The 21,088-nt window shown below is 40.0% G+C and carries 23 protein-coding genes and 1 pseudogene; 23 read left to right on the top strand and 1 reads right to left on the bottom strand.

From position 1 onward, the window contains the following. Nucleotides 1-222 precede the first annotated feature (222 nt). From ACFWE9_RS04345 to ACFWE9_RS04235, 23 genes and pseudogenes are all read left to right on the top strand, one after another. Nucleotides 223-495: an HU family DNA-binding protein gene (locus tag ACFWE9_RS04345; RefSeq protein WP_034308023.1), complete on the top strand. Its 273-nt coding sequence runs from the start codon at nt 223-225 to the stop codon at nt 493-495. 309 nt (nt 496-804) lie between these two features. Next, nucleotides 805-1,371 carry a GTP cyclohydrolase I FolE gene (gene folE / locus ACFWE9_RS04340; RefSeq protein ID WP_034308020.1) on the top strand — a complete coding sequence of 189 codons (567 nt, stop codon included), beginning with the start codon at nt 805-807 and terminating at the stop codon, nt 1,369-1,371. Nucleotides 1,372-1,392: 21 nt separating this feature from the next. Then, nucleotides 1,393-1,641 (top strand): trp RNA-binding attenuation protein MtrB, encoded by a 249-nt coding sequence (gene mtrB / locus ACFWE9_RS04335; protein ID WP_230156963.1) that lies wholly within the window; start codon nt 1,393-1,395, stop codon nt 1,639-1,641. Nucleotides 1,642-1,888: 247 nt separating this feature from the next. After that, nucleotides 1,889-2,719, top strand: coding sequence for a heptaprenyl diphosphate synthase component 1 (locus ACFWE9_RS04330; protein WP_377355743.1), 831 nt, complete (start codon nt 1,889-1,891; stop codon nt 2,717-2,719). Between the two features lie 3 nt (nt 2,720-2,722). Next, complete coding sequence (locus tag ACFWE9_RS04325; RefSeq protein WP_230156965.1) at nt 2,723-3,433, top strand: demethylmenaquinone methyltransferase; 711 nt, start codon at nt 2,723-2,725, stop codon at nt 3,431-3,433. Nucleotides 3,434-3,467: 34 nt separating this feature from the next. Continuing rightward, nucleotides 3,468-4,430: a heptaprenyl diphosphate synthase component II gene (gene hepT, locus ACFWE9_RS04320; protein ID WP_230156966.1), complete on the top strand. Its 963-nt coding sequence runs from the start codon at nt 3,468-3,470 to the stop codon at nt 4,428-4,430. Between the two features lie 96 nt (nt 4,431-4,526). After that, complete coding sequence (ndk, locus tag ACFWE9_RS04315; protein ID WP_034308008.1) at nt 4,527-4,973, top strand: nucleoside-diphosphate kinase; 447 nt, start codon at nt 4,527-4,529, stop codon at nt 4,971-4,973. Between the two features lie 184 nt (nt 4,974-5,157). Further along, on the top strand, nt 5,158-5,931 hold the full coding sequence (locus ACFWE9_RS04310) for a CheR family methyltransferase (protein ID WP_377355741.1): 774 nt from the start codon (nt 5,158-5,160) through the stop codon (nt 5,929-5,931). 259 nt (nt 5,932-6,190) lie between these two features. Further along, nucleotides 6,191-7,363: a chorismate synthase gene (gene aroC, locus ACFWE9_RS04305; protein WP_230156968.1), complete on the top strand. Its 1,173-nt coding sequence runs from the start codon at nt 6,191-6,193 to the stop codon at nt 7,361-7,363. A 3-nt stretch (nt 7,364-7,366) separates the two neighbouring features. Then, nucleotides 7,367-8,446: a 3-dehydroquinate synthase gene (gene aroB / locus ACFWE9_RS04300; RefSeq protein ID WP_230156969.1), complete on the top strand. Its 1,080-nt coding sequence runs from the start codon at nt 7,367-7,369 to the stop codon at nt 8,444-8,446. A 26-nt stretch (nt 8,447-8,472) separates the two neighbouring features. Further along, nucleotides 8,473-8,841 carry a chorismate mutase gene (gene aroH / locus ACFWE9_RS04295; RefSeq protein ID WP_230156970.1) on the top strand — a complete coding sequence of 123 codons (369 nt, stop codon included), beginning with the start codon at nt 8,473-8,475 and terminating at the stop codon, nt 8,839-8,841. An 81-nt stretch (nt 8,842-8,922) separates the two neighbouring features. After that, a complete protein-coding gene (hisC, locus tag ACFWE9_RS04290) occupies nt 8,923-10,035 on the top strand; it encodes a histidinol-phosphate transaminase (RefSeq protein WP_377355738.1) in 1,113 nt (370 codons plus the stop codon). Nucleotides 10,036-10,081: 46 nt separating this feature from the next. Continuing rightward, nucleotides 10,082-11,185: a prephenate dehydrogenase gene (locus ACFWE9_RS04285; RefSeq protein ID WP_230156972.1), complete on the top strand. Its 1,104-nt coding sequence runs from the start codon at nt 10,082-10,084 to the stop codon at nt 11,183-11,185. Nucleotides 11,186-11,209: 24 nt separating this feature from the next. After that, nucleotides 11,210-12,496: a 3-phosphoshikimate 1-carboxyvinyltransferase gene (aroA, locus tag ACFWE9_RS04280; protein WP_377355736.1), complete on the top strand. Its 1,287-nt coding sequence runs from the start codon at nt 11,210-11,212 to the stop codon at nt 12,494-12,496. 378 nt (nt 12,497-12,874) lie between these two features. After that, nucleotides 12,875-14,149 (top strand): annotated as a pseudogene (locus tag ACFWE9_RS04275) (tetratricopeptide repeat protein); the annotation flags it as partial. 41 nt (nt 14,150-14,190) lie between these two features. Then, nucleotides 14,191-14,742, top strand: a complete 552-nt coding sequence (locus ACFWE9_RS04270) for a ReoY family proteolytic degradation factor (RefSeq protein ID WP_377355734.1) — start codon at nt 14,191-14,193, stop codon at nt 14,740-14,742. A gap of 162 nt (nt 14,743-14,904) precedes the next feature. Next, the gene (locus ACFWE9_RS04265; RefSeq protein ID WP_377355732.1) at nt 14,905-15,366 is read left to right on the top strand and encodes a YpiF family protein; all 462 of its coding nucleotides are present in this window, start codon (nt 14,905-14,907) and stop codon (nt 15,364-15,366) included. A gap of 159 nt (nt 15,367-15,525) precedes the next feature. Further along, nucleotides 15,526-16,032 (top strand): QcrA and Rieske domain-containing protein, encoded by a 507-nt coding sequence (locus ACFWE9_RS04260; protein WP_230156977.1) that lies wholly within the window; start codon nt 15,526-15,528, stop codon nt 16,030-16,032. 3 nt (nt 16,033-16,035) lie between these two features. Then, complete coding sequence (gene qcrB / locus ACFWE9_RS04255; protein WP_230156978.1) at nt 16,036-16,710, top strand: menaquinol-cytochrome c reductase cytochrome b subunit; 675 nt, start codon at nt 16,036-16,038, stop codon at nt 16,708-16,710. Between the two features lie 56 nt (nt 16,711-16,766). Further along, nucleotides 16,767-17,534 (top strand): menaquinol-cytochrome c reductase cytochrome b/c subunit, encoded by a 768-nt coding sequence (locus ACFWE9_RS04250; protein ID WP_230156979.1) that lies wholly within the window; start codon nt 16,767-16,769, stop codon nt 17,532-17,534. Nucleotides 17,535-17,719: 185 nt separating this feature from the next. Further along, nucleotides 17,720-18,316 (top strand): lipoprotein heptaprenylglyceryl N-acetyltransferase LhaT, encoded by a 597-nt coding sequence (gene lhaT / locus ACFWE9_RS04245; RefSeq protein WP_230156980.1) that lies wholly within the window; start codon nt 17,720-17,722, stop codon nt 18,314-18,316. A gap of 118 nt (nt 18,317-18,434) precedes the next feature. Next, nucleotides 18,435-19,220 (top strand): sporulation protein YpjB, encoded by a 786-nt coding sequence (gene ypjB / locus ACFWE9_RS04240; protein ID WP_230156981.1) that lies wholly within the window; start codon nt 18,435-18,437, stop codon nt 19,218-19,220. Between the two features lie 85 nt (nt 19,221-19,305). Beyond that, nucleotides 19,306-19,980 carry a zinc metallopeptidase gene (locus ACFWE9_RS04235; RefSeq protein WP_230156982.1) on the top strand — a complete coding sequence of 225 codons (675 nt, stop codon included), beginning with the start codon at nt 19,306-19,308 and terminating at the stop codon, nt 19,978-19,980. A 154-nt stretch (nt 19,981-20,134) separates the two neighbouring features. Here ACFWE9_RS04235 and ACFWE9_RS04230 read toward each other — a convergent pair whose 3' ends face one another. After that, a complete protein-coding gene (locus ACFWE9_RS04230) occupies nt 20,135-21,007 on the bottom strand; it encodes a YitT family protein (RefSeq protein WP_377355729.1) in 873 nt (290 codons plus the stop codon). Nucleotides 21,008-21,088 lie beyond the last annotated feature (81 nt).

The following is a 21,088-nucleotide window of genomic DNA, read 5'->3' as shown; positions in this document are numbered from 1 at the left end:
GCTTATAGGATTTGTGATAATCTACATACAGAAAAAGCGTTATAACAGCGATTTCAACCTGTTTTTAAATTTCTGGATGTATTATTTGGAAATTTATCCGGCTTAGTAATTTCCGATTTTTAAGGAATGAAAATTTTAAGACCGAAACCAATATCAAATCACTATTATAGTGTTGTAATAATGATTTTTTATAAAGAATCCTTTTGGGAGGAGGTGAATGGCATGAACAAAACAGAATTGATTAATGAAGTTGTTACAGCAACTGAAATTTCTAAGAAAGACGCTACAAAAGCTGTTGATGCTGTTTTTGATACAATTTTAGAAGCTCTAAAAAACGGTGATAAAGTCCAATTGATTGGTTTTGGTAACTTTGAAGTTCGTGAACGTGCGGCTCGTAAAGGTCGTAACCCACAAACTGGTGACGAAATCGAAATTGCAGCTAGCAAAGTGCCAGCTTTCAAACCTGGTAAAGCACTGAAAGATGCAGTGAAGTAATTCTACCATTACATACGGGTGCTTAACCGAAAAGGGCCGCGTGCAAACGCGGCCCTTTTTTTGCTTCTTAATTTCTATCTGTGATAATATAAAAGACAGTGAATATTTTAGTGAAGGTGTAAATGGTAATTGCACCATAAGGAATTAACCATTACGAAAAAAGCGATTCCGATGAAGCTGCGTTTCTAGGGCACGTATTGCGGTGGTAATGGGTTGCTTTAACAATAGGAAATATGGATATCGGGGTGTAATGCCTTGAGTTTTTTTCTAAATACATATTATGTTTGAAATTTTAGGAGGTACGTATAAATGGCTAATGTAGATCATGCCAAATTAGAGGAAGCGGTTAAAATGCTTCTTGAGGCTGTAGGAGAAGATCCAACGAGGGAAGGACTGCTTGATACTCCTGCCCGTGTAGCTAGAATGTATGAAGAAATTTTTTCTGGACTGAACCAGGATCCAAAGGAATATTTCGATACTGTATTTGGAGAAGACCATGAAGAACTCGTACTAGTAAAAGATATCCCGTTTTACTCAGTCTGTGAACATCATTTAGTCCCTTTTTACGGAAAAGCGCATGTAGCATATATTCCGAAAAACGGAAAAGTAACGGGCCTAAGCAAGTTGGCACGTGCGGTTGAGGCCGTATCAAAACGTCCGCAGCTTCAAGAACGTATCACTTCTACGGTGGCTGACTCCATTATGGAAAAGCTTGAACCTCATGGTGTAATGGTGGTAGTGGAGGCTGAACATATGTGCATGACGATGCGAGGTGTCAAAAAACCGGGATCTAAAACAGTTACCTCAGCTGTAAGGGGAACGTTCGCAAAAGATCATCGTACAAGAGCTGAAGTGCTGGCTTTCATTAAAGACTAAGGGTATGGGGGCAGGAAAAAAATGAATGAAAAAAAGATTCTGAATGATTTTGTCGTAATCAAAGCCATTGAGGATAGTGTGAATGTCATTGGATTAACAAGAGGAACGGATACAAAGTTTCACCACTCCGAAAAACTTGACTCAGGAGAAGTGATGATCGCACAATTCACAGAGCATACATCGGCGATTAAAATCAGGGGACAGGCAAAAATTTACACGCCTTTCGGTGAGATAGAAAGCGATTCGAAAAGGAATCCCTCCGACAAATAGTGGCTTTTTCAATAATTTAAGTTTTAAATCAATCATCTGATATCGCGTTTAACAAGCTGTCCATTTCCCGCATCCATTTTTTTGAAGAAACAAAAGACGATGGTTTCCATATTTTTGGGAGTTTCATTTTATAAACGTTGTCCATTTCATCTGATTGTTTTTATGGTATAATAATGTGTATTTTACACAGACAGAAACCAATATGTATGAAAAAAATTATCTTTCGGGGATGCAAGGGTGATCTCAATTGTTAAACATAACGGACGACATAAGGCAATTAAAACGATTAATCGAAACGAAAGCTCAACATCCATATTTACTGAAGTTTATACAAAAACCAAGCTTAGACGAAGATAAACTGATATTGCTTTGGGGATTGTTTAACGATTTGGACGTTTTAAGCGAAAAACGGAATCAATACATCATTTCAACCATGTTAGTGCAAATAGCTCTGGATACCCATGAAACCGTATCGAATTCTGGTGAAGGTATCGAGTTACCAGAGGTATTGAAAAATCGCCAATTACAAGTGCTTGCTGGTGATTACTATAGCGGCTTATACTATCAAGGGCTTGCCAGTGTGGGCAACGTTGAGATGATCCGTGTACTCTCAAGCGCCATAAAACAAATAAATGATAATAAAATCATTCTATATCAGCAAGGGTCCATAAAGGATGTACCAACGCTTTTAATGACGATAAAAGCGATTGAGGCCTCGCTGATTCTTAAACTGGCGGATTACTATGATCAGCCCGCCTGGAGAGACATCTCGGAAGATTTGCTGCTTTTAAACCGGTTACATGCAGAGAAGAGGAGTTATCTGAGGTCGGGCCAATCGATATTTTTTGATGTCCTAAGGGAAATGCCTTTTAATGCTTCGAATGGTGAGGGAGTTCTCACCTCGGAAAAAGAAGATCGGGTACGGGCCCAATTCGATAAGTGTCTGATGGATGCCAGGCAATCCGTACAGAACTCCATGCGAAAATTGGTAAAAATGGATGATGATCTTCTGGAAAGAGTGAACATCATCTTGGAACAAACAGAGAATATAGCAAATTCATATGTGAAAGAAGGGTGAATCATGGAGCAGTCTAAAGAGCAAAAAGTTCATCATGTCTTTGAAAAGATCTACGGTAATTATGACAAGATGAATTCTCTCATCAGCTTTAAACAGCATCTTAAATGGCGTAAGGCTACAATGGCCATCATGAATGTCCCAAAAGGCGCCCATGCACTTGATGTATGCTGTGGAACAGCGGACTGGACCATTGCCCTTGCTAATGAAGTAGGACCAAAAGGTCGTGTAGTGGGTCTGGATTTTAGTAAGAACATGCTGAAAATCGGCGAGCAAAAGGTGAATGAACTCAATTTAGATCAAGTTGCCCTAATGCATGGGAATGCAATGGAACTTCCTTTTGAGGATAATAGCTTTGATTATGTCACGATCGGTTTCGGGCTGAGGAATGTCCCTGATTACATGCAAGTGCTTAAAGAGTTAAACCGAGTCGCCAAGCCGGGTGGAATGGTCGTTTGCCTAGATACTTCACAACCGACGATGCTTGGCTTTAAACAGGGCTATTATTTTTATTTCCGCTTCATCATGCCCGTGTTCGGCAAATTATTCGCAAAAAGCTATAACGAATATTCATGGTTACAGGAATCGGCCCGCGATTTCCCTGGCATGAAAAAGCTTGAAAACATGTTCAAGCAGGCAGGAATGGAAAATGTCAGCTACAAGGCCCATTTTGGCGGTGTTGCAGCAACACATTTCGGGTACAAGCCTTCAAAATAAGCATAATAGCAATGGACAAAGCTGGGTGGAATGTATGAAATTTAAAATGATGTATTCATTTTTGAATGCAGATTTGCAATTAATAGAAAAAGAACTAGAAGCCGCAATTGAAGCGGATTCCACTGTTTTAAGGGAAGCATCCCTGCATTTACTGCAATCCGGTGGAAAGCGGATCCGTCCTGTATTCGTCCTATTAGGTGCGAAGTTTGGCGATTATGATATTCATATCGTAAAGCATGTTGCAGCGACATTGGAACTGATCCACACGGCTTCCCTCGTACATGATGATGTTGTAGATGATGCGGATTTACGCAGGGGATCTGCGACCATCAAATCCAAATGGGATAATCGTGTCGCCATGTATACAGGCGACTTCATTTTTGCACGTGCATTGGAAATGATGGCAGTGATCGAGTCTCCTCTTGCACATCAAATTCTAGCGGATACTATGGTTGAACTATGTCTTGGGGAAATTGAACAGATCAAAGATAAATACAATTTCGAACAAAATTGGCGGATATACTTTAGAAGGATCAAACGAAAAACGGCATTACTCATTGCTTCTAGCTGCCAGTTGGGGGCCATTTCAGCGGGGGTGGATGAGAAAATTCACCAAAAGCTATTTAAATTCGGATATTATGTCGGTATGTCTTATCAAATCACCGATGATATATTGGATTTTACAGCTTCCGAAGAAGAGCTTGGGAAACCAGCCGGAAGTGATTTGATTCAAGGAAATATCACGTTGCCCGTTTTGATTGCGATGGAAGATCCAAAGTTGAAAAAGCTTATTGAAACAGTTCGGGAAGATACGCCTAAGGACGAAATGAACCATATTATCAATGCGATAAAATCTTCGGGTGCCATTGAACAGGCAGCGAGGATCAGTGATATGTATTTAGAAAAGGCTTTTATTGAGTTGAAGGGTCTTCCTGCTATTAAAGCAAGAAAAACTTTATCCGATATCGCGAAAAATATCGGAAAAAGAAAGTTTTAATACTTGGAGTTGCGAAACTCATCAAACAATGGTAATATTCTAAAAGGATTGCCTTATATAGGCAAATAACAATGATACATAATAGGAGTGACAATTATGGAAAGAACATTTTTAATGGTAAAGCCTGACGGCGTTCAACGCAATTTAATCGGTGAAATCGTTTCCCGTTTTGAAAAGAAAGGCTTCCTTCTTGCAGGAGCAAAATTAATGGTCATCTCCCAGGAATTGGCTGAGCAACATTACGGCGAGCACAAAGAGCGTCCTTTCTTTGGCGAATTAGTGGACTTCATTACTTCAGGTCCTGTTTTCGCAATGGTTTGGGAAGGTGAAAATGTAATCGCTACTGCACGTCAAATGATGGGTGCAACTAACCCTAAAGATGCAGCAGCAGCAACAATTCGTGGCGACTTTGCCGTAACTGTTGGCAAAAACATCATTCACGGTTCTGATTCAGCTGAAAGCGCAGTGCGTGAAATCGGCTTATTCTTCAAAGAAGAAGAGCTTGTTGAGTATTCAAAACTTGTTAACGAGTGGGTTTATTAATCAATAGAAACACTTTTTAAGAAGCGGGCTTCATCGTCTTTATGCGATGGACCCGCTTTTTTTGTATGGACTTTTTTATGTAGGGAAGCGGTCGTAAGCACCATTATAGTTTAAAGAAATTTCAGCTCTCTCCGATATATATATGGAATCACTTAAAATAATTATGTGCAGGGGAGTCGTTGGAATGCCTCAAGAATATGAAGAGTTTATCCGTAATATCAAAATGCTGACAGGCATTGATTTGGCATTATATAAAGAAGGGCAAATGAAAAGGCGACTGACATCTCTATATGAAAAAAGAGGTTATCATTCATTTAGTGAATACTATAAAGATATTCAAACCAGTCCCGGAGTTTTAAATGAGTTTTTGGATAGAATGACCATCAATGTTTCTGAATTTTATAGAAACGTGAAAAGATGGGAAGTGCTGGAGAGGAAAATTCTTCCACTCTTATTGGAAAGCAATAAAAAGTTGAAAATTTGGAGTGCTGCCTGCTCAACAGGTGAGGAACCATATACAATTGCCATGATATTATCCAATCTTGTTCCACTTAACCAAATAGAGATATTGGCGACGGATTTAGATGAAAATGTATTGGCGCGAGCGAAATTGGGAATTTATCCTGAACGCTCATTAAATGAAGTGCCTGAAGAAATGAAAAGGAAATACTTTAAAAAAGAAGAGGGTTTTTATCATGTCGATGATGCAATCAAGAAGAGAGTGACATTTAAGCGGCATAATCTTCTTGCTGATCGATTCGAACAGGGATTCGATTTAGTCGTTTGCCGTAATGTATTAATTTATTTCACTGAAGAAGCAAAAGGTTTATTATATGATAAATTCAGTACGTCACTAAAAAGCGGCGGGGTTTTTTTTGTAGGAAGTACAGAACAGATATTCACCCCCGGGAAATATCAATTTGAAACCATCGATACATTTTTTTATAAGAAACAGTAAATACTTTGTATAAGGGACTGATTATGCGCATTCAGTCCCTTTTTGGTTTGCGCGATGATTAGCAAATCCTGTAGGAACATGATCAAAAAGAATAAACTATATCGAAAATGCTGGAGAACATGTAAAATAAAATGAATAGTGATTATATTCAGTATATGGTCCAAAATAAGGTTTTTGCGTTTTACATATACCCATATTTCATAAAATTGTGGTATATTGATACATATACACTTTAAAGTGCTAAAAGGGGGGCTGGAAGATGAGATATTTAACAGCGGGAGAATCACATGGTCCGCAACTTACTACTATTATTGAGGGATTACCGGCAGGAATGCCGATTACGAATGAGGATATTAATGAAGAATTAGGACGCCGGCAAAAAGGGCATGGACGTGGTCGAAGAATGCAGATCGAGAAAGATCAGGCTTTTATATCTTCGGGAATCAGACATGGCTACACATTAGGTTCACCTGTGGCTTTAGTTGTTGAGAACGACGACTGGAAGCATTGGACAAAGATTATGGGAAGTGAAGGTCTTTCAGAGGAAGAAGCTGAAGAAGTCAAACGTAAAATTACCCGGCCGCGCCCAGGTCATGCCGATTTGAACGGTGGGATTAAATACGGGCACCGTGATTTAAGAAATGTATTGGAACGCTCTTCAGCTCGTGAAACGACTGTAAGAGTGGCAGCAGGTGCTGTCGCTAAAAAGTTATTGTCGTTATTGGGAATAGAAGTGGCATCACATGTTTTGGAAATAGGTGGAGTGAAGGCGGAACCGCCAAAATACGAAACAATTCAGCAATTGCAACAGGTGACAGAAGAATCTTCAGTTCGATGTTTTGATAAAAACGTGGAGCAGCAGATGAAGGATGCAATTGATGAAGCGAAACAAAAAGGTGATTCCATCGGTGGAATTGTTGAGGTCATTGTAGAAGGAATGCCTGTGGGTGTAGGAAGCTATGTGCATTATGACCGTAAACTTGATGCGAAAGTTGCTGCTGCAATAATGAGCATTAATGCATTCAAAGGGGTAGAAATAGGACTTGGATTTGAAGCGGCCCATCGTTTCGGCAGTGATGTCCATGATGAAATTGCTTGGGATGAAGAACAGGGTTATTACCGGAAAACCAATCGCCTTGGCGGTTTTGAAGGCGGTATGACAACTGGAATGCCGATCGTTGTGCGCGGTGTAATGAAGCCAATCCCTACTTTATATAAACCATTGAAAAGTGTTGATATTGATACGAAGGAAGTATTCGAAGCAAGTGTCGAACGTTCCGATAGTTGTGCAGTTCCTGCTGCAGCAGTAGTTGCTGAGGCTGTAGTTGCATGGGAACTGGCGGCTGCCATCGTTGATCAATTCCCTTCAGATCGATATGAGCAATTAGCGGATTACATAAGATCCTATCGTGAAGAAGTAAAGGAGTTTTAAATCATGGAATCCATCCAAATAAAAACGGCTTCCAAGCAATATCCGGTTTTAATTGGCCAGAAGGCGATCAATGAATTACCGGAATTAATAACGGATGAATTAAATCATCTAAATAAGATTTTGATCATAACGGATGAGAAAGTAGCGGAACTTCATTTGCAAACTGTAAAAAACGCTCTGATCAAGACGGGGAAACCGGTCCTGCAACATATAGTGCCAGAAGGGGAGCATGCTAAAACATTCGAAGTGTTTTATGAATGCCAAAGCTATTGCTTATCCCAACAGCTTAACCGCAAGTCATTGATTATCGCCCTTGGTGGTGGTGCAGTCGGTGACTTGGCTGGATTTGTTGCGGCAACTTTTATGAGGGGGATTCCATTCATTCAGGTTCCTACAACCTTGCTCGCCCATGATAGTGCTGTGGGCGGAAAGGTTGCCATCAATCACCCTCTAGGGAAAAATATGATTGGGGCCTTTCATCAGCCTGAAGCGGTCATATATGATCTTGAATTTTTACAAACTCTGCCTCTCCAGGAATTAAGGTCAGGTTTTGCTGAAGTCATTAAACATTCCTTGATAGCCGATAATGAGTTTTATCAATGGTTAAAGTCGAATATTGTGGATTTGAATAATATAACGGATGAGCAATTCCTGACAATGATTACAAAAGGGATTGGCATTAAAGCGGAAATTGTCGAAGAAGATGAAAAAGAAATGGGCATTCGAGCCTTTTTGAATTTTGGTCATACGCTTGGACATGCAGTAGAAGGTTCAATGGGATATGGAAACTTTACGCATGGGGAATCCATATTAATCGGGATGGTATATGCTCTTAAATTAAGCAGAAAAAAAGAGGGTCTCGATTTTAAACTTGAGGAGTTTATTAATTGGGTATCCTCTTTAGGTTATCAAACAACCATTCCTACTGGACTTGAAAACACAACTTTACTTAATTTAATGAAAACAGACAAAAAATCAATCAATGAAGCAGCTACTTTTGTCCTGCTAAAGCAGGTGGGGTCACCACTATTAATGGACATAGCCGACTCTGAGCTGTTAGAGGAAATGATTGATATGAAATGAAATTCAGAGAGAAGGGGGAACTATGTGTGATTAGAGGAATAAGGGGTGCAACAACAATCGAGAACGACACGGAAACGGAAGTGATTGACGCTGTCGAGAAGTTAATGGCAGAAATCATTCACCTAAACAAAATTGATCCCGAAATGGTTGCTTCAGTATTTTTTTCTGCTACGGATGAGATTCGTTCTGTCTTTCCTGCCAAAGCCTTGAGGAAATTTGATGGCTGGACCTATGTACCGGTTACATGCATGAAAGAAATACCAGTGAGCAATTCATTGCCATTTTGCATTCGTGTTATGATCCATGTAAATACAACGATATCTCAAAAAGAGATACAGCATGTATATCAAGGTGGGGCAATCGCATTACGACCAGATTTGACAAAGAAAATATAAGATGATCATGAATACAGGAATATGATACACTATTCTCACACTTTCTTACTTTAAAGTGATAAAAATATAGAGGTGATTGACATGAAGTGGAATGAAGCGGTCCTTTCCTTGAAGTCTTATCAACCAGGAAAATCCACAGATGAAGTGAAAAAATTGTATGGTCTTGAAAAAATCACGAAATTAGCTTCAAATGAAAATCCTTTTGGCTGTTCGGAAAAGGTCAAAGAGTCTGTCAGGAATTCAACACATTCTTTCGCGATCTACCCGGATGGATATGCAACGATGCTAAGAGAAGCTGTCGCAAAACATACAGGTGTGAAAGAGACCCAGCTTATTTTTGGAAATGGATCAGATGAGAATATCCAAATTATTTCCAGAAGTCTATTGGGGGCTGGAAAGAATACGGTCATGGCAACAGGCACTTTTTCGCAGTATCGCCATAATGCTACGCTGGAGGGTGCGGAAATCAGGGATGTTCCTCATATTGACGGAGCGCATGATCTAGACGGAATGACAAATGCCATAGACGAAAAAACGGCGGTTGTTTGGCTTTGTACACCCAATAATCCTACAGGGAAATACATTTCGGAACAGGACTTATTATCGTTTATCGAAAAGGTGCCGGAGGATGTGCTTATCGTCCTGGATGAAGCCTATTGTGAATATGCAACGGCAGAAGATTACCCGAAAACGAATCAATGGATTAATAAATATAAAAATTTGATCATCCTTCGTACGTTTTCAAAAATTTATGGACTTGCGAGTTTTCGGGTAGGATACGGATTGGCGGATGAGGATATTATTCAAAAGCTAGATCCATCCCGGGAACCATTCAATGTCAACACTTTTGCCCAAAACATTGCTATCGTCGCTTTGGAAGATCAAGCTTTCATTGAAAAATGCAAGGAAGAAAATCAAAAAGGGCTTAAGCAGTACTATGAGTTTTGCAGTAAGGAAAATTTAGACTATTACCCGTCGCAAGGTAACTTTATTTTTATCCATTTTAAACAGGATGCCGATGTGGTGTTCCAATATTTGCTTGAGCGTGGATATATTGCAAGGTCGGGTAAATCTTTCGGGTTTCCTAATAGCCTGAGGGTGACGATTGGATCTACTGAAGAAAATGAAGGAATGATTAACGCTATCAAAACTTTCTTGAATGAAGTTGAGGCACCTTCTGATTCGCTGCTCTAACGTTTTATCAAACTAGAGGGGCATAATAGATGCGGGGGAGAGAAGAGTGAAGGGAAAGGTTTTTGTAATAGGTCTAGGTCTAATTGGAGGATCCTTGGCCATGGCTGTACGCCATGCACATCCTGATGCCGTGATTGTTGGTACGGACCTAAGTGAAAAGAATATTCAGCTTTCGATGCTATTGGGAATCATAGATGATTCGGTATCTTCCCTGGAAGCGGGAGCATGTGAAGCTGATTTGATCATACTTGCTGTACCTGTCAATGAAACGGTCAAGATATTAGCTCAATTAGCAGACATGGATTTAAAAAGTGATGTCCTCATATCGGATGCCGGAAGTACGAAGGATACAGTCGTAAAGGCAGCGAAACCATTGATAGATAAAGGGGTGGCCTTCATCGGGGGGCACCCTATGGCCGGTTCCCATAAAAGTGGTGCAGGGGCAGCCAAATTGCACTTATTTGAACATGCATTTTATTTACTCACTCCTGGAGATTCGATAGAAGAAGAAAAAGTGGAGCAGCTCAAAGAGTGGTTAAAAGGGACAAGAGCGAACTTTTTGGTTGTCACTCCTGCTACACATGATAAGTTGACGGGAGTCATTAGTCATTTTCCGCATATTGTCGCATCGGGTCTGGTCAAGCAAGCGGAAAATTACAGTAAGGAAAATAAGTTGATTTCAAGGCTTGCAGCTGGTGGGTTTCGGGATATTACAAGAATTGCTTCAAGCAGTCCGGAAATGTGGCGTGACATTTTGTTACATAACCGGGATGTTTTGCTTGTATTAATGAATGATTGGCTTGCTGAAATGGAGCATATTAAAGGGTTGGTGGCAAATGAAGATAGTGAAGAAATCCTTCGATTCTTTGCTGAAGCCAAGATTTTCAGGGATGATCTGCCAACCCACGCTAAAGGCGCCATCCCAGCCTTTTATGATTTATATATCGATATACCGGATTATGCCGGAATAATTTCTGAGATCACCGGATATTTGGCCCAAGAAGGTATCAGCATTACAAACATTAGGATCATAGAAACCAGGGAAGAGATATACGGTGTGCTGGTCATCAGTTTTCAAACGGATGTTGATCGCATAAAAGCCGCTGATTGTATCTCAAGACATACGGATTATGAAACGATCCTGGCATAATAATAATAGGGGAAGGATGATTGTATGAAAACAAAAAAATTACAAACCAACATTCAATCATTACGTGGTTCGATTGCCATACCAGGAGATAAGTCCATCTCCCATCGTTCGATAATGTTCGGAGCCCTTGCAGAGGGAGAAACGAAAGTCACTAATTTTCTTCCAGGAGCCGATTGTTTAAGTACGATTTCCAGTTTTCGGCAACTTGGAGTCCATATTGAACAAGAAGGACATCAGGTCCGGATTGAGGGCAAAGGTTTTCATGGATTGAAGGAACCGGAAGAAGTGCTGGATGTCGGAAACTCTGGTACCACGATCAGGTTAATGATGGGCATTTTGGCCGGACAAGATTTTTCCGCCGTTTTGGAAGGTGACGAATCCATAGCCAAACGCCCTATGTCACGGGTAGTGAACCCTCTTCGTGAGATGGGAGCGGTCATTGATGGTCGTAAAGGTGCCGAATATACGCCTCTCTTCATAAGAGGTGGCAAGTTACAAGGATTTCGATATGAATTGCCTGTGGCAAGTGCGCAGGTGAAATCAGCGATAATCCTGGCAGGTTTACAAGCTGAAGGGGAAACGATCATTGTTGAACCGGAAGAGACCCGTGATCATACAGAACGAATGATCCAGGAGTTTGGCGGGAAAATCGAAAAGGACGGTCAAACGATTAAAGTTAGCGGAAATCAAGTCTTCAAAGGAACCACGATCCATGTGCCAGGAGATATTTCTTCAGCTGCATTCTTCATGGTGGCTGCAGCAATCACGGAAAATAGTGAAGTCGTTTTAAAAAATGTCGGCCTTAATTCGACAAGGTCAGGAATCATCGACGTTATGAAATCGATGGGCGCAGATATTTCGATAGAGATGAAGGCGAGCGAAGGTGAACCAACAGGAGATATTACAGTCAGAAGCTCCCGCTTAAAAGGAACAACCATCAGTGGAGATCTAATCCCGCGCCTCATCGATGAGATTCCGGTTATTGCACTCCTGGCATCCCAGGCGGAGGGAATAACGACAATCAAGGATGCAGCAGAGCTCAAAGTGAAAGAGACCAATCGAATAGATACGGTCGCAAACGAGCTTTCCATCCTTGGGGCTGATATAACGCCGACTGCGGATGGATTAATTATCAATGGACGGAAAGCCCTGAACGGAGGCATGGTTACAAGCCATGGAGATCATCGTATCGGGATGATGCTCGCTGTAGCGGCTTTGATAGCTGATGGTGAAGTGGAACTTGGTGACCCTGATGCAATTGATGTTTCATATCCACAATTCTTCGAGCATTTGACTCATTTGATTCAGTAAATATTTTCAAGTTTACAGACCTATTAAGGAGGTCTGTAAACTTTTTTTATTTTCATGTAATTTGCCAGAAAACATTGAAAGCGTTAACATTTTGATGTTCATACGTGTCTTATTCTTAAAAAATTATGAAAAAGTGATCCGTGATCAAAAAGGAGATTGACCGTAGCATGGAGAATTAACTAGTAACCTTTTTTTAATGAGAATGGGAGGGGACTTCATCAATGGAATACAGGGCTACAGTATGGTAAACTAATGAATACTGCTTACTATGCACCTCACGATTAAATGGGTATTTTGGTCTTGATGGAAGAGAATATGACATATGGCGTGAGAGTGTATGACTAGGGACCAAGTCTATCATGCAAAAGGAAGGAATCAGCAATGAACACTGTGGAACAAGTTATTCAGCATTTAAAAAAAGGGGAATTAAAAGAAGCTCTTAAACATATAAATCGAATTAAATCATCAGAGTCAGTCGAGGACATATTGTTGCTGGCCGAGGAAATGCTCCAGCTTGGTTTTGTGGAGGAGGCAAAGGATCTTTTTGAACACCTATTGGAACTATATCCTGATGAAGGAGAATTGATTGTTTCGTTGGCTGAAATACTGATTGACATGGATCAAGAAGATGAAGCGATGCTAATGCTTGAAAAAGTAAGTGTAGATGATGAAGTATATCCAAGTGCTTTGCTTTTGGAAGCGGACCTTTATCAATTACAGGGGATGGATGAGGTCAGTGAAAGAAAATTGCTGCAAGCCAAGGAAATACTGCCAGATGAGATCATCATTGATTTTGCTCTAGGTGAACTGTTCTTTCACCAAGGAAGGGATCAGGAAGCCATTGCAAATTACATAAAGGTTTTGGAACAGGAACAAGAAATCGCTGGAGTCAATGTCAATCAGAGGCTTGCTGAAGCATTAAGCAGTTCAGGGAAGTTCGAGGAGGCACTTCCGTACTTTGAAAAGGCCTTAGATGATGGAGTTGAAATCAATACGCTATTTGAGTATGCATTTACAGCTTTCCAGGCAGGTCTTTATGAGACAGCTGTACGTAAGTTTATTGAACTGAAAGAAATGGATCATGAATACCATTCCTTATATTTATATTTGGCAAAGAGTTATGAACACCTAGAGGATTTGGAAAATGCCTTGAAAACGGTCAAAGAAGGTATAAAGGCTGATGAGTTCAATAAGGAACTTTATTTCTTCGGTGGAAAAATAGCCTTGAAAAGCGGACTTGATGAAGAGGCGGAAAATTTATTTAAGGAAGCTCTTGCCATAGATCCTGGATATTTGGAAGCTGCACTTACACTCTTGAAATTGTATATGCATCATGAAAGATATGAAGATGTGTTGGAGTGTATCGGTGAAGTCAGGCGATACGGGGAGGATGATCCGCAATTTGAATGGATTGCCGCTGTATCCTATCAACATACCGAACAATTTAAAGAGGCATTAACCAGCTATCATAAAGCATATAATTCATTCAAGAACAATCAAGATTTCCTCGAAGACTATGGTTTCTTTTTAATTGAAGAAGGAGACAGAGCCACATCTAGAGAAGTATTTAATAAGCTGCTTGAGATAAACCCAGCGAATGATGAGTATGTGATGATATTAGAGCGGCTAGGTGAAAGTACAGATGAAATGTAGATAAGCGAAATAAAACTAAATCAAGACAGAGGAGGGAATTCATGGTGGCTGCCCCTGTTTCTGTGAATGAGAAGAAGGAATTTATTCGGTGGTTCTTAAATCATTATCAATTGAAACGAAGAGAATGTGTGTGGATATTGAATTATTTGATGAGTCATGATCAATTAATGAAAAAGGTTCATTTTGTAGAGAACGCCCAATATTGCCCGCGTGGGCTGGTTATGTCGACACATTGTGTGGAAGAGGTTCCTTTCAGGTTCTATAAGTCAAATATCATGACGACCGATGCTGAAAAATCTTTTCACGATATCCGTTTAAATCGGGATGAAGATATTTATATTCAACTCAATTTTAAATCCGCATACTCTTCCTATCAATACGCAGCGGTTCTGGAACATAATCCATTCATGCCGAAATCAACGGCAGCGAACGAAAAAGATCAGCTGCTCGCTGAACAATTTTTAGAAAAAAGCATGTTGTATTTTCAAAGGGACCGCCTGCTTAAGGAAATCGATGAAGCACTTGATAAGCATGATGAACAAGCATTTAAGAGCCTAACTGAACAATTGAATCAGCTAAAAGTACTTGGCTGAAATAAAATGACCTTTCCGTAATCAGGAAAGGTTTTTATTTTTTATAAAATATTGATAAAATCCACATTTTTGTAAAGACTATGGGTATATGGTAAATGTGTTATAAAAATAATGGTAAAATGATAAGGAGTTGATTCAAAAAATCGGGAGTGAAGAAAAAATATGAAGTGGACAGCAAAAGATCTTGACATGTACATCCAGTCAAAAGAGTATGTGGATACCGTTTTAATCCCATTGGTTCCCATTTCTTTTGGAGGGCAAATGAAGCAAACGGGTTCAATGAATGAATTTCTTACTATTTTAAGCTTGGAAATTGAAAAACAGATGAAAGGAAGAATTCTTTTAATGCCAACATTTCATTATTTACATGATGAAATGGATAAAATTGAGCGGTTAAAGGGTTGGGCCAATGAAGTGAAAGAAAATGATTTCAAGCATATTTTTTTTCTAACATCAGATTTTGAATGGAAAAAGGAAGAGCAGGAATTAGAAAACCATTTAGTTTGGATCCCTGCCATCCTCCTAGATAGTCTGGAAAATGACCAAGCCAGGGAAATGATTAACCAGCAAGTTCTCCAAATCCTTGATATTTTCACTTATAATTGGAAAAATGAAAAAAAGTAGGATTTTTCTCATTATTTTCACATAGTTGCCACCTTTTGGGTTTTACAAATATTGACCTTGGTAAATTATTGAGATATCATGGAAATGTCCTAGTTTTATAGTGTTGCTATTTATTGGTCCTTTGGGCTCTCAGTATAGTAATAGAGGGGGGGAAAACGCATGAGCAAGCATAATGTTTCACGACGTCAATTCCTTAATTACACACTTACTGGCGTTGGTGGATTTATGGCGGCCGGTATGTTGATGCCTATGGTTAGGTTTGCAATTGATCCAGTACTATCTGTAGATAAAGGCGGGGATTACGTTGCAACTAAACAAAAGGTAAGTGAACTGACTACCGAACCAACCCGTGTTGACTTTAGCTTTAAGCAGGTCGATGGGTGGTATGAGTCCGAAGAAACAAATACAGCTTGGGTTTACAAAATGGATGATGGTAAAATCATTGCTTTATCTCCAATCTGTAAACATTTAGGCTGTACGGTAGCATGGAATACGGATAAGTCTAATCCGAATCAATTTTTCTGTCCTTGCCATTACGGCAGGTATACGAAAGATGGAGTGAACGTGAAAGGGACACCGCCGGTTTCACCTTTGGATGTCTATGACACGAAAGAAAAAGATGGAATTCTTTACTTGGGTCAACTAAAACCGCATGGGGAGGCGTAAACATTGCTAACAAAGTTATATGACTGGGTGGACGAGCGTTTAGATATTACGCCGTTATGGCGGGATATTGCTGACCATGAGGTTCCTGAACATGTTAACCCCGCGCATCATTTTTCTGCATTCGTATATTGTTTTGGTGGGTTAACTTTTTTTATCACGGTCATCCAAATCTTGTCAGGCATGTTCTTGACGATGTATTATGTCCCGGACATTAAAAACGCTTGGGAATCTGTTTATTATTTACAAAATGAAGTGGCCTTCGGTCAAATCGTTCGTGGTATGCATCACTGGGGAGCAAGTCTGGTTATTGTTATGATGTTTTTACATACTCTTCGTGTCTTCTTCCAGGGAGCTTACAAAAAACCGCGCGAATTGAACTGGATGGTCGGCGTATTGATTTTCTTCATCATGCTGGCATTAGGTTTAACTGGTTATTTACTGCCATGGGATATGAAAGCGCTATTCGCAACGAAAGTTACTTTGACCATTGTCGATTCGGTACCGTTAATGGGACCGGCACTCAGGGCATTGATAGCAGGAGATCCAACCATCGTTGGAGCACAGACATTGACACGATTCTTTGCAATTCATGTATTCTTCTTGCCTGCAGCATTATTTGCTTTACTGGCGGCTCATTTCTTAATGATCCGAAAACAAGGTATTTCAGGTCCACTATAATAGAATTATGAACCAAGAACTAAAAAAACCTTTTCATAAAGGAGGGGAATTGTTCAATGCATCGTGGGAAAGGTATGAAATTCGTAGGTGACTCGCGTATCTCTGCGAACCGTAAACCGAATATTCCGAAAGATTATTCAGAATATCCTGGGAAAACTGAAGCATTTTGGCCTAATTTCCTTTTAAAGGAATGGATGGTCGGGGCAGTTTTTCTTGTTGGTTATCTATGCTTGACAATCGCACATCCGTCTCCATTGGAAAGAATAGCAGATCCTACAGATACAGCGTATATTCCGCTGCCAGACTGGTATTTCCTATTCCTTTACCAATTACTTAAGTATACTTATGCATCAGGCCCTTATAATGCAATCGGGGCAATGGTAATACCTGGTTTGGCTTTCGGAGCATTGCTCTTGGCACCTTTTTTAGATCGTGGTCCAGAGCGGAGCCCGGCAAAACGCCCTTTTGCTGTAGGCTTCATGCTATTGGCAATGGCGGGTGTTTTCTACTTAACTTGGGAGTCAGCAGCCCATCACGATTGGGAAGCTTCTAAGAAACAAGGAGCAATCGTAGAAGGTGCAGACATTGATAAAGAGAGCGATGGGTATAAATTGATGGATTCTAATGGCTGTATTAGTTGTCACGGAGCAGAATTAACTGGTGGAGCAGGAGCGCCAAGCTTAATTGACACTGGTTTAAGTCCAGAAGAAATTTCTAAAATCGCTCGCAAAGGCCAAGGTGCCATGCCAGCTGGCATGTTTAAGGGGTCAGATGAAGAATTGGCAACACTAGCTGAATTTGTTTCGGGATTATCCGCAAAATAATGTAACCATCCATCAACAGCATTTTTCTTTCATATGCTGCAAATGAAGAGCTGACGACTACGGTTGTCGGCTTTTTTATTGGTAAATTGAAGCTTAATTGAAAAGAAATAGAAATATAATACTTGGTTTTGATGGTGATGACCTGTAAAATGAGTATACTTGAGTATGTAAGAGAGGTTAAAAGAATGAATATCATCTACAGTTGGCTTGCAAATCGGCAAATGCTCATTTTGTTATTAATAGTAAATATATTCGGAACTGCTTTTGGATATTATTGGTACGGAAGCCAATTGGAAATTACACCGGCCATATTTTTGGCATTTGTACCAGACAGTCCGACGGCTAGCCTGTTTTTTGTATTTGTATTATTGGGGTTCCTTTTAAAAAGAAATTTTGGATTGATGGAAGCCTTGGCGATCATAACACTTTTCAAATATGGCATTTGGGCAGTCGTAATGAATCTATTGACGTTAGTGACAACGGGTACATTGCCTTGGGAAGGTTATATGTTAATGGCTTCTCATTTGGGTATGGCGATTCAAGGGATATTATATGCACCATTTTACCGAATAAAACCTTGGCATTTGATTGTCGCAGGGATTTGGACCATACATAATGACATAATCGATTATGTTTTTGAAATGATGCCTATATATAGTGATTTGTTGGATTATATGAAATCGATCGGCTATTTTACCTTTTGGCTTAGTATCTTGTCCATCTTCGTCGGCTGGTACTTTGGATATAGAAAAAAACGAATCACTCTATCCTTCATCCATTAAAAAGTTAACCCCGCATACAGCTTTGTAAAAGCGGGGTTAACTTTTTTATGTTGACAAGGTCTACTCATGTTTTTTCTTTCATATCGTTTTAGTAGAGATATGAGGAGGGACGAGTAGCATGTTGAAAAAAATCATATTAACCATTGCTGTTTTATTTGTCGTCTTACATTTCCCTGTCTATGCAGAATCCTCTTCAAGTTTGGAGCAATTAGATAACATTTCCGATAGAGCCTTGGAAATGACCAAGTTGAAGCGATATGGCGATTCAGAAAAGATGCTGACGTTTTTTTCTGACCGGTTTTTAAAAGAGACAGCGAAAGAGCAGATTCTTGACATGGACGAACTTCGAATTATCACTGTAGCTCATAATGAGGCGTTGATGACAATAAAGGATATGAATAAGGGAGATTCGGAAAAGGTTAATTCTGTCACAAAGTTTAGGCTTGTCGTTGACGCGGTCAAGTCCACCCATCAGCCCCTGTGGACAGAGATGGAGGATCAAATGATGAATTCTTTTCAGCAGACAAAGAATGCCGCAATCAATCAAGACACAATTACATTCAATAGCCAATTGAACTTATTCCTTTCACAATATGAAATGATATATCCGAGCTTGAAAGTAGACCTGTCTAAAGAAACGATGCAGCAACTGGACACCAGGATTCAATACATTAACCAATACCGCCCGGAAGTAATCAGTGATGGGAAGAATCAAAAGGAAATGGATGCGTTACAAAATGAACTAACCTCCATTTTTGATGACATGGGAGAGGATGATGCAGACCCTTCCCTATGGTGGGTCATCATATCTACAGGCAGTATAATTATCATGACTCTTTCATATGTAGGTTGGAGAAAATATAAAGGTGACCAGGGAAGACCGAGAAAAGAACATAATGATTAAAAAGGCATGGGAAGAGAACACTATATTTGACAGGGGTGCCCTCAAATCATAGAATTAAAAGTAATAATAGTTATAGGAGGATACCATGTATTTCATTTATTTGGCGATTATCATTTTAATCCCGATTTATGCACAAATGAAAGTGAAAAGTACGTATAAAAAATATTCAAAAGTACCGGCTTCTTCTGGTATGAATGGTGCTGAGACGGCGCGGGCCATTTTGGATCAAAATGGACTGTTCAATGTCAGGGTAGAAGAGACACCTGGCATGCTATCCGATCATTATGATCCAAGAGATAAAACGGTGCGTTTGTCAACAAATAACTATCACGGCCATTCAGTTGCTGGTGTTGCGGTTGCGGCCCATGAAGTTGGACATGCGATCCAAGATAAAGAAGCTTATGCATTCTTACGTTTCCGCCATGCGTTAGTACCGGTAGCTAACTTTGGGTCTAACATATCCTGGATTTTGATTTTAGTCGGGATGTTAGCTTCAATCCCTGGCTTGCTATTGGCGGGTATCGTATTTATGTCAGCCGCAGTTTTATTCCAAGTGATTACACTCCCGGTCGAATTCAATGCTTCTTCTCGGGCGATGGATCAGCTCGTTTCCGTTGGGGTCATCCGAAATGATGAAGAACGGGAAACGAAAAAGGTTTTAAGTGCAGCTGCGATGACGTACGTTGCTGCCGCTCTTGTAGCCGTGCTTGAATTAGTCCGTCTTCTGCTTATGTATACAGGAATGAGAGAAGAAGATTAATTGAAAAAGGACGCCATTATATGATGGCGTCCTTTTTCATGTACCGTTTTTAAAAGAATCAAAAATAATTGGAGAACACAGCTCATAACATTCATACATTCGGGGAAACATTCAAAATGATTACATGCCATTCGATATGCCTCAAGCAAATGGATTATCTTTCAATGGGATTCTTGTTCTCATCGAGGGTAAAGCCCTCACCTAATACATCATGCACTTCACTTACAGAGACGAATGCATGAGGGTCCACTGAAGTTATGCAATTTTTTAACCGGACAAGCTCATTTTTCCCGACAACACAATAGAGAACTTCCCGATCATTGCGTGTAAATGATCCATATCCCCTTAATACAGTTACGCCCCGCTCCATTTCATTCATGATTTTTTCTGCAATTTCTTTGTTTTTCTCACTGATGATCATTGCACCTCTTGCTGCATATGCTCCTTCCTGCATAAAGTCAATGACTCTAGCACCGATAAATACGGCAACAAGGGTGTACATCGCTTCCCGGTAATCCAGGTAGGTGAGGATGGAAAGACCAATAACAAAGGCATCAAAGATGAACATAGTCCGTCCCATGGCCATTCCTAAATACCGATGGGCAAAACGGGCAATGATATCAACTCCGCCTGTTGTCCCTCCGTAACGAAAGATGATGCCTAGCCCGACACCAACAAAGACCCCGGCAAACAAAGCCACCAGCATCAAATCGTTTCCGAGGTTGATTTCGATTTGATATCTTTCGAATACCCATAGCCAAACGGATAGGCCTACTGTTCCAATGATCGTATAAAAGAAAGATGTCCGCCCTAAATATTTCCACCCAATAAAAAATAATGGAATATTCAAAACCAAATTAGAATAAGAAGGATTTATTCCAATAAGTTGATATATAATCAAGGTGAGACCGGTGAACCCGCCTTCGGCTAAATTGTTCTGCATGTTAAAATGTACAAGGCCAAAGGCAAAGATTCCTGCACCAAATAGGATGAATAATGTATTTTTCAATTTTAAGCCGAAAAGCATGTCCCATACCTCCAAAAGGTTTATATATCATTAATTTACTTATTATAACTAATTAGCCAACTATGGGCAATTTTGATTCAC

It is taken from the genome of Peribacillus sp. NPDC060253 (assembly GCF_042727425.1).
Lineage (GTDB): Bacteria > Bacillota > Bacilli > Bacillales > DSM-1321 > Peribacillus.
Note: the sequence above shows the minus strand (reverse complement) of the source record. Positions and strands in the feature narration are given on the sequence as shown.

Bases quoted from the DNA above. Each gene is read 5' to 3' on its own strand.
- ndk (WP_034308008.1), top strand. From the start codon at position 4,527: ATGGAAAGAACATTTTTAATGGTAAAGCCTGACGGCGTTCAACGCAAT.
- mtrB (WP_230156963.1), top strand. From the start codon at position 1,393: ATGAATGAAAAAAAGATTCTGAATGATTTTGTCGTAATCAAAGCCATT.
- ACFWE9_RS04235 (WP_230156982.1), top strand. From the start codon at position 19,306: ATGTATTTCATTTATTTGGCGATTATCATTTTAATCCCGATTTATGCA.
- lhaT (WP_230156980.1), top strand. From the start codon at position 17,720: ATGAATATCATCTACAGTTGGCTTGCAAATCGGCAAATGCTCATTTTG.
- folE (WP_034308020.1), top strand. From the start codon at position 805: ATGGCTAATGTAGATCATGCCAAATTAGAGGAAGCGGTTAAAATGCTT.
- ACFWE9_RS04230 (WP_377355729.1), bottom strand. From the start codon at position 21,007: ATGCTTTTCGGCTTAAAATTGAAAAATACATTATTCATCCTATTTGGT.
- ACFWE9_RS04260 (WP_230156977.1), top strand. From the start codon at position 15,526: ATGAGCAAGCATAATGTTTCACGACGTCAATTCCTTAATTACACACTT.
- ACFWE9_RS04270 (WP_377355734.1), top strand. From the start codon at position 14,191: ATGGTGGCTGCCCCTGTTTCTGTGAATGAGAAGAAGGAATTTATTCGG.
- aroA (WP_377355736.1), top strand. From the start codon at position 11,210: ATGAAAACAAAAAAATTACAAACCAACATTCAATCATTACGTGGTTCG.
- aroC (WP_230156968.1), top strand. From the start codon at position 6,191: ATGAGATATTTAACAGCGGGAGAATCACATGGTCCGCAACTTACTACT.
- ACFWE9_RS04325 (WP_230156965.1), top strand. From the start codon at position 2,723: ATGGAGCAGTCTAAAGAGCAAAAAGTTCATCATGTCTTTGAAAAGATC.
- ACFWE9_RS04265 (WP_377355732.1), top strand. From the start codon at position 14,905: ATGAAGTGGACAGCAAAAGATCTTGACATGTACATCCAGTCAAAAGAG.
- ACFWE9_RS04345 (WP_034308023.1), top strand. From the start codon at position 223: ATGAACAAAACAGAATTGATTAATGAAGTTGTTACAGCAACTGAAATT.
- ypjB (WP_230156981.1), top strand. From the start codon at position 18,435: ATGTTGAAAAAAATCATATTAACCATTGCTGTTTTATTTGTCGTCTTA.
- hisC (WP_377355738.1), top strand. From the start codon at position 8,923: ATGAAGTGGAATGAAGCGGTCCTTTCCTTGAAGTCTTATCAACCAGGA.
- ACFWE9_RS04250 (WP_230156979.1), top strand. From the start codon at position 16,767: ATGCATCGTGGGAAAGGTATGAAATTCGTAGGTGACTCGCGTATCTCT.
- ACFWE9_RS04310 (WP_377355741.1), top strand. From the start codon at position 5,158: ATGCCTCAAGAATATGAAGAGTTTATCCGTAATATCAAAATGCTGACA.
- hepT (WP_230156966.1), top strand. From the start codon at position 3,468: ATGAAATTTAAAATGATGTATTCATTTTTGAATGCAGATTTGCAATTA.
- aroB (WP_230156969.1), top strand. From the start codon at position 7,367: ATGGAATCCATCCAAATAAAAACGGCTTCCAAGCAATATCCGGTTTTA.